The sequence below is a fragment of the Arcicella sp. GW821-FHT09D11 genome (assembly GCF_059416265.1).
On the sequence record NZ_JBWKOV010000001.1, the window covers coordinates 402,453 to 415,948 of the forward strand.

At 34.6% G+C, this 13,496-nt stretch carries 12 protein-coding genes; 8 read left to right on the plus strand and 4 right to left on the minus strand.

The features are described 5' to 3' along the window. Positions 1-22: 22 nt before the first annotated feature. Entirely contained in the window at positions 23-691 is a 669-nt protein-coding gene (locus AC07N0_RS01575; protein ID WP_494587864.1) for a Rossmann-fold NAD(P)-binding domain-containing protein, read from the plus strand. Here the strand turns inward: AC07N0_RS01575 and AC07N0_RS01580 are convergent. Continuing rightward, complete coding sequence (locus tag AC07N0_RS01580) at positions 688-1,812, minus strand: adenylate/guanylate cyclase domain-containing protein (RefSeq protein ID WP_494587865.1); 1,125 nt, start codon at positions 1,810-1,812, stop codon at positions 688-690. The genes AC07N0_RS01575 and AC07N0_RS01580 overlap by 4 nt on opposite strands. A gap of 268 nt (positions 1,813-2,080) precedes the next feature. On the opposite strand from AC07N0_RS01580, the gene AC07N0_RS01585 reads away from it, so the two are divergent. The 6 genes from AC07N0_RS01585 to AC07N0_RS01610 all read left to right on the plus strand — a co-directional run bounded on the left by AC07N0_RS01585 (position 2,081) and on the right by AC07N0_RS01610 (position 7,498). After that, entirely contained in the window at positions 2,081-2,827 is a 747-nt protein-coding gene (locus AC07N0_RS01585; protein ID WP_494587866.1) for an acyl-CoA desaturase, read from the plus strand. A 99-nt stretch (positions 2,828-2,926) separates the two neighbouring features. Beyond that, complete coding sequence (locus AC07N0_RS01590) at positions 2,927-3,739, plus strand: phytanoyl-CoA dioxygenase family protein (RefSeq protein ID WP_494587867.1); 813 nt, start codon at positions 2,927-2,929, stop codon at positions 3,737-3,739. Positions 3,740-3,879: 140 nt separating this feature from the next. Then, complete coding sequence (locus AC07N0_RS01595) at positions 3,880-4,266, plus strand: group III truncated hemoglobin (protein ID WP_494587868.1); 387 nt, start codon at positions 3,880-3,882, stop codon at positions 4,264-4,266. A gap of 211 nt (positions 4,267-4,477) precedes the next feature. Further along, positions 4,478-5,557 (plus strand): efflux RND transporter periplasmic adaptor subunit, encoded by a 1,080-nt coding sequence (locus AC07N0_RS01600; RefSeq protein ID WP_494587869.1) that lies wholly within the window; start codon positions 4,478-4,480, stop codon positions 5,555-5,557. After that, positions 5,554-6,813, plus strand: coding sequence for an ABC transporter permease (locus AC07N0_RS01605; RefSeq protein WP_494587870.1), 1,260 nt, complete (start codon positions 5,554-5,556; stop codon positions 6,811-6,813). The genes AC07N0_RS01600 and AC07N0_RS01605 overlap by 4 nt, the downstream gene beginning before the upstream one ends. 1 nt (position 6,814) lies before the next feature. Continuing rightward, positions 6,815-7,498 (plus strand): ABC transporter ATP-binding protein, encoded by a 684-nt coding sequence (locus AC07N0_RS01610; RefSeq protein WP_494587871.1) that lies wholly within the window; start codon positions 6,815-6,817, stop codon positions 7,496-7,498. A 76-nt stretch (positions 7,499-7,574) separates the two neighbouring features. On the opposite strand, the gene AC07N0_RS01615 is transcribed toward AC07N0_RS01610, so the two are convergent. Beyond that, positions 7,575-9,677, minus strand: coding sequence for an alpha-amylase family protein (locus AC07N0_RS01615; protein WP_494587872.1), 2,103 nt, complete (start codon positions 9,675-9,677; stop codon positions 7,575-7,577). A gap of 165 nt (positions 9,678-9,842) precedes the next feature. Between AC07N0_RS01615 and AC07N0_RS01620 the strand changes: the two genes are divergently transcribed. After that, positions 9,843-10,829 (plus strand): alpha/beta fold hydrolase, encoded by a 987-nt coding sequence (locus AC07N0_RS01620; protein ID WP_494587873.1) that lies wholly within the window; start codon positions 9,843-9,845, stop codon positions 10,827-10,829. 245 nt (positions 10,830-11,074) lie between these two features. Here AC07N0_RS01620 and AC07N0_RS01625 read toward each other — a convergent pair whose 3' ends face one another. Further along, complete coding sequence (locus tag AC07N0_RS01625) at positions 11,075-11,911, minus strand: universal stress protein (RefSeq protein WP_494587874.1); 837 nt, start codon at positions 11,909-11,911, stop codon at positions 11,075-11,077. Positions 11,912-12,097: 186 nt separating this feature from the next. Continuing rightward, positions 12,098-13,459 (minus strand): oxygen-independent coproporphyrinogen III oxidase, encoded by a 1,362-nt coding sequence (gene hemN / locus AC07N0_RS01630; protein WP_494587875.1) that lies wholly within the window; start codon positions 13,457-13,459, stop codon positions 12,098-12,100. Between the last annotated feature and the right edge of the window lie 37 nt (positions 13,460-13,496).

Here is a 13,496-nt window from a genome sequence, read left to right on the forward strand (position 1 = left end):
AAAGATATATTTATCCAAAATTATGAAGAAAAAGATAAAAGCAATCATTACAGGGACAACAGGTATGGTTGGCGAAGGTGTTTTACACGAATGCTTACTGCATCCACAAGTTGAAACGGTTTTGGTTGTAAACAGAAAACCTTGTGGTATCAATCATCCAAAATTGATTGAAATTATTCATCAGGATTTCTTCGATTTTTCTTCTATTAAGGATTCCTTATCTGATTACAACGCTTGTTATTTCTGTTTAGGGGTTACTTCTTTAGGGAAAAAAGAACCCGAATATACTAAGCTAACCCATACACTTACGCTTCATATTGCAGGAATACTCAGTGAATTAAACCCTGATATGACTTTCTGTTACGTTTCTGGGGCAGGTACTGATAGCACCGAAAAAGGGAGAAGTATGTGGGCAAGGGTAAAAGGCAAGACAGAAAACGATTTGATGAAACTGCCTTTCAAAAACGTTTTTGCTTTCAGACCAGGCTATATTCATCCAACTGATGGTTTAAAAAATACCCAGCGGTACTATTCTTACCTTAGTTGGTTATTCCCTATCTTTCAAACACTCTTTCACAACTATGTTTGTACACTCACACAGCTTGGCTTAGCCATGATTAATGCTACGTTGGATGGATATAAAAAGAAAGTTTTAGAAGTAAAAGATATCCACGAATTAGCAGGCATCTAAAACTGTTCGATACTCATAATTTCAATAAGATTCCGTTTCCCCTTTAATAAAACCTCTCCCATTGATTGTACAATGTATTTTTCTGTTACGTTGGCACAGTCAACCATTTCTTTAGAGGCCAATAAATATTTACCATGGTCATTACAGACACTTTGAATCCTAGCCGTAGTATTCAAGGTATCGCCATGATAGGCAATGTCTCTTTTTATATCTCCAATTTCTACAGCCGTTACTTTGCCTAAATGAAGCCCTGCTTTAAACTTTGGCACAAAGCCATATTCATTTTTATAGGCCTCTGCTCTTTTGTTGAATTGTGCTTCGCAAGCAAAATAAAAAGCGATGCATGATAAATCCCTTAGTCCTTCAGATTTTGCCCATGAAATCACAATCTCATCACCTACATATTGATAAATTTCAGCACGAAACTCAGGTACTACATAATTAATATCCATAAAGCTCTGTTGAATAAAAGCACTGTATTTAATATGTCCTAAGGTTTCGGCAATGCTAGTTGACGACTGCAAATCCATAAACATAAATACTCTTTCTTCTTCTTTGGGCGAGCGATACCTTCCGAGCAAAAGTGGCAATAATACACCAGGTCCAAATTTTTTATTCATCTGGTTGATAAAACTGATGAAAAGATTCATGAAAAAAGTATAAATAAAGAACAACCAAAAGATATACTTCCATGACTGGTCATTGAGCTCTATATGATTTGCATTAAACATCGGGGCAATCATCCGTTCAAAAAGCACAAACCTGATGATAGAGAAAAGTATGAGGAAAACGATAAAAGAAAGAATACCTTTTAGGATGAAGACTCTGCCGAGTGATTTGCTTCTGAAAAAACTATTTTCTAAATAATATTCTATCATTCCAAAAAAAGTACCATACAAAACACCTAGAATGATTGCCAGAATAAAATTAGAAAATGCAGAGTTTTGAACCACAAGCACGAACTCAGAAGAAAGCGAACGAACAAGTAAATAATTGATGGCTCCAAAAAATAGATGTGCTATAATCCAAAAATTTATTTGGATTGATAAATGGGTGAATAAGGGGTATTTAAAAGTTATTCTCCTAGCACGACTTGTATAATCTAATTTTTCTGCTGACATATCAAATTTTTATCAAAATGTAACGCGGTTCTGAGGCTCAAACCAACTACAACAAATAAAGCTATTAAGTTCTAAAGCACATAAGGCTTGGTTAATTAATATTCAAATATTTTCTGAGTACCTAATATTAAAGCTTCGAACACCAATGAAATAATTAAAGATGGTGGGTGTACAAAATCATGCTATTATTAATCATCCTCAGTATCTCCACTGATTTTTATCATATTTTAAGCCTAGCCCTTGCCATAATTTTGTAAAAAAAACTTATATGGCAATTTTAATTTTCTTTGTAGCACACTGGTACTTATCATTATTCTCGCAAACATTCTTTTTACATCGCTATGCAGCACATCAGATGTTCACGATGTCTAAAGGTTGGGAGAAATTCTTTTACTGGTTTACTTTTATTACTCAAGGCTCTTCATTTTTAAGTCCAAAAGCTTATGGTATTATGCACCGCCTACATCATGCTTATGCCGATACCGAAAAAGACCCTCACTCACCAAGTTATTCAGATAACCTTTTCCACATGATGTGGAAAACGAAGGATTATTATAATGCTGTATTGAACGACCGTGCTGGCATTGAGCCTAAATTTTTGAAAGGTGTTCCCTATTATGCCTTGGTTGAAAAACTAGGAGATAAATGGTTTGTAAGAATTGCTTGGGGTGTTTTATACACTTTGTTTTATATGAAATTTGCTACGCATTCTTGGGAATATGCCTTATTACCCATCCATTATTTGATGGGACCTGTTCATGGCGTAATCATCAACTGGTTTGCTCATAAATATGGTTATGTCAATTTTAAAGTAAATGATACAGCTAAAAACTTATTACCTTTTGATTTCTTGATGATGGGTGAATCATACCACAACAATCACCATAAATTAGGCGGTAGAGCCAATTTTGGTATCAAATGGCATGAATTCGACCCTACTTATCCAGTAATCTTAGTACTGAATTTATTACACGTCATCAAACTAAAACGCAATAACGACTTGAATTATATGTAAAATAAGTTGTGAGTTAGTGAATTGTGAGTTAGAGACTTTAACTAAAATCACTAACTCACAATTCACTAACTCACAACTAACTCTCAATCACAACTAATCATGGACTTTGAGGCAAAAACTTTTACGCTTGGTGAGCAAATAACACCTGAACAAAAAGCGTATTTCGACCAATATGGATTTATTCATTTCAAAAATTTTATTTCAAAAGAAACCGTTGAAGCTTTCAAAAATGAGGCACACCGTGTAGAAAAAGAATGGCTTACGGCAGGTATCGATAAGATGAACGGAATACCTCTCAAATTCGGAAAAGATGAAAAGGGTAATCCTATGATTCAACGTTTATGCTTTTTATCACAACACAGTGCTATCTTGCATGAGTATTTACAAGATCCTCGTTTAAAGGCTTTACTAACTTTGATTCCAAATAATGCGAATCGCATTGGTGAAGATGAAAAAGATGGTTTGGTTTTTAATCATTATGTAAATGCTGATAACAGTAAGTTCTCGCAAATGGGTTGGCATACAGATAGTCCACGAGATTTATTTTTAGGACAAAAAATTCTGAAAATGCTAAATGTGGGTACACATTTGGATGATTGCCCGATGGAAAACGGAGGATTAAGAGTTTTACCGGGTACACATCGATTGAATAAGATGAAAGTGTTATTTTTGAAAAAACAATTCATCGACCATAATCCTGATAAAAACGAAGTTGGTTTAAATATAGAAGCAGGCGATTTAACCGTACACGATGGTGACCTTTGGCACAGAGTAGAAGTTTGCCCGTTTACAGGTGAAAAGTCACGTAGAAGAGTGATGTATTTCCCGATTGTTCAAGGAAAATATCAACCCAAAGATCAAAAAAGCAAAACACCCTTTTACCATAAATTGGGTAAATTAGTTGTGAAGTAATAGTTGTGATTGAGTGAATTGTGAGTTAGTGAATATTTCAATAGCTTAGTTGAAATATTTACAGAAAATTCGAAATAGTTCGTTAAACAAAATTTAACAATTACTAATTCACAATTCACTCAATCACTAAATAATCTCCCATGAAAAAAGACTTAGAAAACCGAGCAGACATTGAACTATTAGTCAATAGTTTTTATGATAAAATACGTGATAATGATACTTTAGGCTATATTTTCGACGAAGTAGCCAAAGTAAACTGGGAAAAACATTTACCTAAAATGTATAGTTTTTGGGAGATGATTTTATTCAATAAAGACGGTTATGAAGGACATCCCCTTCGTCCGCATCTTGTAATTAACAATCAACATCCGTTAAATCCAGAACACTTTAATACATGGCTTGAGCTTTTTGAAGCCACCGTCAACGAACATTTTGAAGGAGAAAAAGCAACTGAAATTAAAAGTAGGGCTAAAAATGTAGCGTTGTCATGGGCTTTTAAAATACATCATTTCAATCAACCAGCTTAATAGAAAGAAACGCTAGAGTGATACTTTAGCTACTAATTGATTCACAAAAAACATTAAAGTCTCATCATTAATCTTTGGTTTTTCGCCAACATATCACATAATAATTATAAAAAATACAGCATTAAAACTATTTTATTTTCTACGCTGAATTCGGTACTTTTGAGAAATCTCATAAATACATTGCCCTAAGTACATTTATAATCGAAAACACATGAAAATAATCTATTTTCTATTCCTTTCCCTCCTACTCTTCTCTTGTAAAAAAACGCAAGAACAAACTCAGCCAAAGATTATCAATATTTCAGAATCTGTGTATGCTTCTGGTATTGTAAAAAGTAAAAATCAATATCAAGTATTTTCTAAAGTAAATGGCATTATTGATGAGCTTTATGTGAAAGAAGGTGATTTTGTACAGAAAGGACAGCCTTTGATGAAGATCTTCAATCAAACTAGTAGACTAAATACAGAAAATGCTGCTTTAATAGTTGAAAATACAGCTATAAATGCCAATGCTGATAAATTGAAAGATTTGAGTATTGCGATAGACTTAGCCCATAAAAAACTTCAAAATGATTCGCTGTTGTTTCTTCGTCAAAGTAACCTTTGGGCACAACAAATAGGTACAAAAGTGGAGTTTGAACAACGGGAATTGGCTTTTTCAAATGCTAAAACTGCCTACCAGTCAGCTATTTTGAAGTATAAAGAACTAAAACGGCAAGTTAATTTCTCTGCGGCACAATCAAAAAAAAACCTAGCCATTAACCAGACAATAGAAGCAGACTATACGTTGAAGAGTGAATATATAGGTAGGCTCTATAGTCTTCAAAAAGAAAAAGGTGAAATGGTTAATTTACAGACTGCCATAGCCGTAATAGGTGACGCCAATATGTTTAGTCTTGAACTACAAGTAGATGAAGATGATATAGTAAGCGTAAAGATTGGACAAAAAATCATGGTATCAATGGATAGTTACCAAGGCAAAGCTTTTGAGGCTACAGTGTATGAAATAGACCCTTTGATGAATGAAAAAACGAGGGCTTTTACGGTAAAGGCAAACTTTACCAAGCAACCAAAACTATTGTATCCAAACCTAACGGTAGAAGCAAACATTATCATTCAGACCAAAGAAAAAGCATTGACCATTCCTAGAAACTATTTGGTAGATGATAGCTATGTACTGAATGAAAAAAATGAGAAAGTTAAAGTAAAAATAGGCTTAAAAGATTATCAGTCTGTAGAAATCATTTCAGGTTTAACCGCACAAGACATCATTTTAAAACCTGCCAAATGAACGCAAAACTCATCATCAGCATAGCCAAATCATTATTATTAGCACGCTGGCGACAAACGCTAGTAGCGGCTGTGGGGGTTACTTTTAGTATTACCATGTTCATTACGCTGCTAGGATTTATGAATGGTCTAAACGACTTATTGGATAATTTAATCCTGAATCGTACTCCACACGTTAGGCTTTTTAATGAAATCAAAGCCAATAAAAACCAACCTATTGATATTTCAGCACGTTATAAAGCCTATCATAATTTTATTCGTTCTATCAAACCTAGTGGTAATAGTATCGAAATTCGTAATAATGGGCTCATCATGCAGGCACTGCGCAATGATGATAGGGTATTAGGTATTTCACCTAAAATGACAGCTCAAGTATTTTATAACGTCGGGGATATCGATATTACTGGTGTAGTAAATGGTATAGATGTAGAAGCCGAAAGCAAACTGTTTTTCTTTCAAGACTACGTTACAGAGGGCTCGTCACTTGATTTAAAAAATGTACCTAATAGTATTATTCTTGGAAAAGGAGCTGCTGACAAAATGTTGGCTAAAATTGGCGATGTTATCCAGATTACAACTCCCAAAGGCGAACGTTTCCCACTAAAAGTCGTTGGTTTTTTTCAATCGGGTATTGTTGAAATTGATAAAGTACAAAGCTATGCTTCAATAAAAACGGCACAGAAATTATTAGGGCAAACCAATAGTTATGTAACAGACATTCAAGTAAAGCTAAAAGATATGAAACTAGCTCCTGCTTTGAGCAAGGAATATGCACATATTTTCGAAACTGATGCCGAAGATATTCAAACTGCCAATTCGCAATTTGAAACTGGGAGTTCTATACGCACGTTAATTTCTTATGCCGTTGGTATCACCTTACTGATTGTGGCTGGTTTCGGCATATATAATATCTTGAATATGATGATTTATGAGAAAATGGATACTATTGCCATTTTAAAAGCAACGGGATTTTCAGGGAAAGATGTCAATAGAATCTTTATTACGATTGCCCTGAGTATTGGATTCTTTGGTGGAATTACGGGTTTGGCTTGTGGTTTTTTGCTTTCTTCTATCATCGACCAAATTCCATTTAATACAGCAGCCTTGCCTACTGTAACGACTTATCCAATCAATTATAATCTTAAATTTTATTTGATTGGAATATCCTTCTCGTTAATCACAACCTATTTCGCTGGACTTTTTCCTGCCAGAAAAGCAAGTAAAATTGACCCTGTGGACATTATTAGAGGAAAATAATATGCAACACTCGACCATCATTGAGGCAAAAGCCATCAACAAAAGTTTTCATGACCCTATAACAATCCCTATTTTGAAGGATATTAACTTTTCTATCAATAAAGGTGAGTTTACTTCTATCGTCGGGAAATCAGGTTGTGGAAAATCTACGCTGTTATATATTCTTTCTACGATGGATACCGACTATGAAGGCGAATTGCTGATTGATGGCGTTAGTATGCAAGACAAAAAAGAGCAGGATTTAGCCCGAGTGCGTAATGAAAAGATTGGCTTTGTATTTCAGTTTCATTATTTATTGAATGAATTTACGGTATTGCAAAACGTAATGTTGCCAGGCTTAAAGCTGAATAAATACTCTGAACAAGAATTAGAACATCGAGCGATGGAACATCTAAGGAAGCTAGGCATCGAAAAACAAGCGATGAAAAGTGCCACACAGCTTTCGGGTGGAGAAAAACAAAGAGTTGCGATTGCCAGAGCCTTAATCAACGACCCGCTCATTATTATGGGCGATGAACCCACAGGAAACTTAGATAAGAAGAATACAGAAGTGGTTTTTGATATTTTTCAACAACTAGCCATAGAATATCAACAAGCCCTACTTATCGTTACCCACGACCCAAGCTTCGCCAGTAGAACTAATCGGATTATTGAGATGGAGGATGGTAGAGTGATTAAGAGTTGAAAGTATTGCCTTAAAGCCATAAATACTCCAACTCCTTTTTGTAAAGAAATCTGCACAAATTAGCATAACCATCAAACTATCTATCCATTACAATACCTTCATACTCTCCTATCTTAGCTAATTTAAAACTGATAAAGCCATCTTCCCAAACATATTTTATTGAGGCTTTAGTACTTAAATAATACACCTCAGTAGGTCTAAAACTGGTCTTAATTTTAAAAGAACGTTCGTACACAGGTAATGCATCAAAATACGAATTACCGCTAAAGCCCGTCAGATTAATTAAGTGCATAATTAGCCCATCCGTATTTTTTGCAGATACATTAGTAGTAATATTCTTACGATATTCCTGCAAGATTACCTCTATGCGTTCGGGTACATCGGTTTGTATTAGTTCAGTGGCTTTGGGCATGATATAATCTACGGCGTCTAACAATATATTTTTATGTTGCTCATAGCCGTGTAAATAATATAATTTCCCCAAATTGATAGGCAAAATAATCGCTTTACTCTTGGGAAATTCTTTCATTGCCATGGCAAAATAATTGGTTGGCTCGTGCCCTCCAATAATTTCTGGCGGACCAGGTCTTCCTTTACTTAGAATAGGCAAAAAGGTTTTATCTGCTCCTGAAAAATCGTATAACCCTAAATTAAATTTCCAGAACAACATTGTTTGCAATTTGAATCTTTTAAAGACATCCGCATTATCTGGTTTTAAATAAAACCCCGAACCTTCATGGTCTTTATTAATGATTTTTGCCCCAAACAAGCTTTGTAACGTTTCGGGACTGTCAAAAAATGTACGATTTGTGGCTATCAAATTGGTCCCTGCACTACTAGCTTCTTGTAGAATTTGTATGGCTTCTGGTTTTAGGTAAGTGATTTCTGGAAGGATAATCAACTGATATTTTTTTACTTTCTCTGCTAAATTCGCTATTTGGGCATCTTCAATAATATCAAAGGGAATATGAGCTTCTTTCAACATCAACTGAATTCCTCTGTATTCTTGCATGGGGTCGCCACTTGGCCAAGAGCCTGGGGCAATCAAGGCTATTTTGGCTACTGAGGTATAATTACCAAAATAAGCTTCGTGTTTTTTATGAAAAGCATAAATCTTTTTGAATACTGGGAAATTTCTTTCGTCTTCATAACCACGCATATCTCCCATCATACTCAAATCTAAGCCTGAACCATTAGCGATATTTTCGTAAAGTCTAATGCTTACCTCCTCTGGTTCGGCTGCATTATAGCGTGACTGAAAAGAAATTTGTTGAATGCTACTATTACTGATAATGTGTTGTGGAAAGGAGTTTCGGGCATTATTTACATTATCAGAGGCAGTATAAGGCCAATAAGGCAAGTTGCTGGTCTGAGATTCATGTCGAATAATATCAACGTATTTATCCAAATAAGTGCAAATAGCAATCTGTTCATTTTTAGACTTTACCAGTTTGTGCAGTTTCTCTGACCAATCTTCAATCGTACTTTTTTTGAAGGCCAAGTATTTTTGAAAAACAGGGTCGGCTTTGTCTTCTACAGTGGGCAAGGTCAACCCATTGCTATATTCTGCAAAACGTTTTTTATCATATTCATTTTGGTCTATTCCCTGATATTTTCCTTCATAAGGATTATTTACTTGGTAGCCAGGCATATTCAAGAAAATACCATCTATCGGGAAAAAATCTATTACCTCCTCAATAATTTTAAAAGCTTTTTCTTGTACATAAGGAGCATTAATTGATACTACATACATATCGGTATTGATAATCCGCTCATTTTTGGGGGAAATATAACACCAATCTGGATGAGCTTTAAAGATGCTTTCTTGTACTCGACTAAAATCAAAACGGACAATTACTTTGATATTATGCTGGTGGCATTTCTGTACTACTTCTTTCAGCATATTATCTTTCATCCACGGATTTTTGTAATGAAAATCTAGCTTGGTGTCATAAAATGCCATAATTCCTCCCGCATTGATGATTAAGGTATTGGCAGAAAAAGTTATCAAATCTTTTACCAATGAATCTGGATTGAGGGTTGCAGCCTCATAAGCAGGAAGATTGGTTTGGATTACTCGGAGATTATTTCGTTTCCACCAAAAATCGGTGTTTGATTCTTGAGAAAATACTAGATTGGTCAAAAAAATAAAGACTATCGATAAGAAAGATTTTTTCATGTGTTAATGCTTGAGAGTGAACAAAATAAAAGTAAAACAAAAATCTGAAAGTAAAGGAAGGGTTTATAGGCAACAATATTTTCTTTTACCTTATATTTTGATGATAGACATCTGTTTTTATGAAGTTTGTATATTTACCAAATATTAAAACAAAACCTTATTTACATGAAAAAACTTTTTATTATCGTACTATTATTATCCTTAGTTAAATCAGCTTTTGCTCAACAAAAATTTTATCAGATTGGCGATTATCCTTTAGAGAATGGACAGATTCTGAAAGACTGTAAAATTGGCTATCGCACTTTCGGAAAATTAAATGGGGATAAATCGAATGCGATATTAGTACCTACATGGTTTACTGGGACGAGTCAACAAAAATCTTTTATCGCCAACCCAAGTGATATTGCCGACAGCACTAAATACTTTGTCATCGTTGTAGATGCCCTTGGCAATGGCGTTTCCTCCTCTCCTTCTAATAGTATTACCCAAAAAGATAAACTTTTTCCCACAATCAGTATTCGCGATATGGTGAATACTGAATATAAACTGGTGAAAGAATCGTTAAAAATCAATCATTTATATGCAGTAACAGGTATTTCAATGGGTGGGATGCAGTCTTTCCAATGGATGATTAGTTATCCTGATTTTGTTGATAAAATTGTACCTATTATTGGTAGTCCAAAGCAAAGTTCTTATGACAAATTGTATTGGAATCTACAGTTGAATATTATTGAGAGAGGTCAGTATTCCAATGAGACTATGAAGACTATCAATGCCTTACATCAATTAAACTTATGGACGCCTAGTTCCAGAGAAGAAAATACACAGTCGGACGATTATGCTAATTATATCAAAAAGATTGAGGAGGATGCATTGAAACTAAACCCTTATGACTGGGCGATACAATTAAAGGCAATGATTAATCATGATATTTTTCAAGGGAAAAAACCAGAAGAAATTGCCACAAAAGTAAAGGCAAAGGTAATGATAGTGGTTGCTATTCAAGACCACATGGTAAATCCACAAGCGGCAATTCGTTTTGGAAAATTATTAAAAGCCCCGATAGTAGAGCTTACGGGCAATTGTGGACACATGGCTACTTCTTGTGAAGGGGATAAAATGCGTGCTCATGTTAAAGGCTTTTTGGATTAGGTTTTATTTTTAGGCGGTGATTTAGGTTCTACTGATTACCCATAAGTTTATAAATTATTAATAATCAGATGCTTATCTCTAGCGAGGGACTTAAGTCCCTCGCTAGAGATAAGGGCTTCAACGCTTGGTTTTAAAGACTATTTATGTACATTTAAGCTAATTTGATCAATAATAACATTTCTATTTCAACTTTTTAAAAGATGTGGGTAATCAGTAGGGCTTAACTCTCCGCCTAAAAATAACCTTTATAACTCTTCTTTCAACTGAAAAGTAAGTACAGGTAATGGAGAACTAAGAATTACTTGTTTAGACTTACTAGGGTCTACAATCTGACTTAAGAAATTACGATGATGAGAAGCTAGTACAATCAAATCTGCACCTTGCTTTTTAGCTGCTTTTAAAATACCCTCAGATACATTGTCAGCTTTGATGGTACTGATTTCAAAGTTTTCTTTCACAAAAGTACCCTTTATCTGATTGATAAATTGTTCATCTGATTGAATATTGGGTTCAAATGAAGCTTCTATTTTTACAAGATTTACTTTAGCCTTTAATTCGTGCGTGATAGCAAACAATTGTGCTAATATATCACTTTCATCAAATTCTAACTGGGTAGCATATAACACTTGTTTGATAGCTACATTTTCTACATGTTGAGGAATTGCTAACACAGGAATAGTAGATTTGGCTGTGATATGTGCAGCATTACTGCCTATTAGCTTATTCAAAAATCCACCAGAACCTGTTCTACCAATTACTAATAAATCTATTTCATGTTTTTCAATAGTATCAAAAACACCAGATGTAACATCATTTAATTCTAGCAATGTTTCATATGCTAAGCCCGCTTCTTTTATTTCTTTTACGAAAGGAGCAAACTGTATATTCATACTTTGAAACTGCTCATTTACAGATTCTAACATCAATAAAGAATCACCATAGATGCCAGGCTCTGTATAATAAGGTAAATAAGTATGTAATAAATAGATTTTGGCCTTATAAGGCTTTGCTATTAAGATAGCATATTGTAAAGTTTTGTGTGAGCTTTCCGAAAAATCGGTTGCAACTAAGATATTTTTCATGGTTTGTAAATTGGTTTAATACAAAACGCTGTATTTTTTGATTTATTAGACTAATGAATATCAACCTTTTATTCGAATTTAGTCATATTAAAAGCATTATGATTTTATAAATAAATTTTTATACCAACTACTAACGAATAAAATCCAAAATCTACCTTGTAGATTTACTTTAGGATAAAACAATCCCTAAACTGTTTGCGAAAACAATTTCTTTGCTGTATTTGCTTGTAACATTCTTTTGTCAAAAGCCATGCATATATTTCTAATAAAAGGTCGTGCTACTGGGTTTACTTCTAACGAATTTGCATCATAAGTCAATAGTCCGTCCTGCTTAAAGCCTTCTAGCTTTTCAAACAGTGTTTGTTTTTCTTCAAAGCTAAATGCTTCGTCATCCCAAGAGGTAGCAAGCTGACACATAATATCAAGAATCTGCTGGCGTACTGTTAAATCCTCCTCTGTCAAAATATGTCCTTTCAAAATCGGCAGTTCATTATTCGCTATCATGTTTTGGTACTCATCAATATCCTTCACATTTTGTGAGAAAGCACTCCAAGAATCACTAATTGAGGACACTCCTAGCCCCAACAATACCTTTGTTTGGGTAGTGGTATACCCCATGAAGTTTCTGTTTAAGGTACCTTGTTGCATGGCTTTATACATAGCATCGTGCGGTAACGCAAAATGATCCATCCCGATTTCAGCATAGCCGTTTTCTTCAAAAAGCATTCTGCCTGTTTCGTAAAGCTTCAGTTTTTGTTCAGCCGAAGGTAAATCTTCGTCTTTAAAACCTCGCTGGCCACTTCCTTTAATCCAAGGCACATGTGCATAAGAATAAAAAGCCAAGCGGTCGGGTTGTAATTCAATCGTTTTAGCAATAGTGTCCTCAATAGATGATACTTGCTGAAAGGGTAAGCCAAATACTAAATCGTGGCTAATAGACTCATAACCGATGGCTCTACTCCATTCCGTTACTTGTCTTACGTTTTCAAAGGGTTGTATTCTATGAATAGCTTTTTGAACGATAGGGTCATAATCTTGTACCCCAAAACTTACTCTTTTAAAGCCTATATCATATAATGTTTTGAGGTGTTCATAAGACGTATTATTAGGATGGCCTTCAAAACTAAATTCATAAGCTGAATTAATAGTGGCATGTTTTAAAATACCATTTATTAATAAATCCAACATTTCTGGCGCAAAGAAACTCGGCGTACCGCCTCCCAAATGAATTTCAGCAATGCTCGGCTTTTCAGAAAAATGATTCAAATACAATTGCCATTCTTTCAAAACCGCCTCTATATAAGGTTTTTCTACCTGATGATTTTTAGTAATACGCTTATTGCATCCACAAAAAGTACAAAGACTTTCACAATAGGGAAGATGAATATATAGACTAATACCTGTGGCGGTATTGGTAGTTTCAAAAGTATCACTTAACGAAGACAACCACGCATTTTCTCCGAAACTATCATCCTGCCAGAAAGGTACCGTCGGATAGCTTGTATAGCGTGGGCCGGGTACATTGTATTTATTAATTAATGTATTCATAAGTGGTGATTAGTGATTGGCATTTCAAATTCCTAGT

Excerpts from the sequence above, each read along its gene's own strand:
- AC07N0_RS01575 (WP_494587864.1), top strand. The coding sequence starts at position 23 with ATGAAGAAAAAGATAAAAGCAATCATTACAGGGACAACAGGTATGGTT.
- AC07N0_RS01580 (WP_494587865.1), bottom strand. The coding sequence starts at position 1,812 with ATGTCAGCAGAAAAATTAGATTATACAAGTCGTGCTAGGAGAATAACT.
- AC07N0_RS01585 (WP_494587866.1), top strand. The coding sequence starts at position 2,081 with ATGGCAATTTTAATTTTCTTTGTAGCACACTGGTACTTATCATTATTC.
- AC07N0_RS01590 (WP_494587867.1), top strand. The coding sequence starts at position 2,927 with ATGGACTTTGAGGCAAAAACTTTTACGCTTGGTGAGCAAATAACACCT.
- AC07N0_RS01595 (WP_494587868.1), top strand. The coding sequence starts at position 3,880 with ATGAAAAAAGACTTAGAAAACCGAGCAGACATTGAACTATTAGTCAAT.
- AC07N0_RS01600 (WP_494587869.1), top strand. The coding sequence starts at position 4,478 with ATGAAAATAATCTATTTTCTATTCCTTTCCCTCCTACTCTTCTCTTGT.
- AC07N0_RS01605 (WP_494587870.1), top strand. The coding sequence starts at position 5,554 with ATGAACGCAAAACTCATCATCAGCATAGCCAAATCATTATTATTAGCA.
- AC07N0_RS01610 (WP_494587871.1), top strand. The coding sequence starts at position 6,815 with ATGCAACACTCGACCATCATTGAGGCAAAAGCCATCAACAAAAGTTTT.
- AC07N0_RS01615 (WP_494587872.1), bottom strand. The coding sequence starts at position 9,677 with ATGAAAAAATCTTTCTTATCGATAGTCTTTATTTTTTTGACCAATCTA.
- AC07N0_RS01620 (WP_494587873.1), top strand. The coding sequence starts at position 9,843 with ATGAAAAAACTTTTTATTATCGTACTATTATTATCCTTAGTTAAATCA.
- AC07N0_RS01625 (WP_494587874.1), bottom strand. The coding sequence starts at position 11,911 with ATGAAAAATATCTTAGTTGCAACCGATTTTTCGGAAAGCTCACACAAA.
- hemN (WP_494587875.1), bottom strand. The coding sequence starts at position 13,459 with ATGAATACATTAATTAATAAATACAATGTACCCGGCCCACGCTATACA.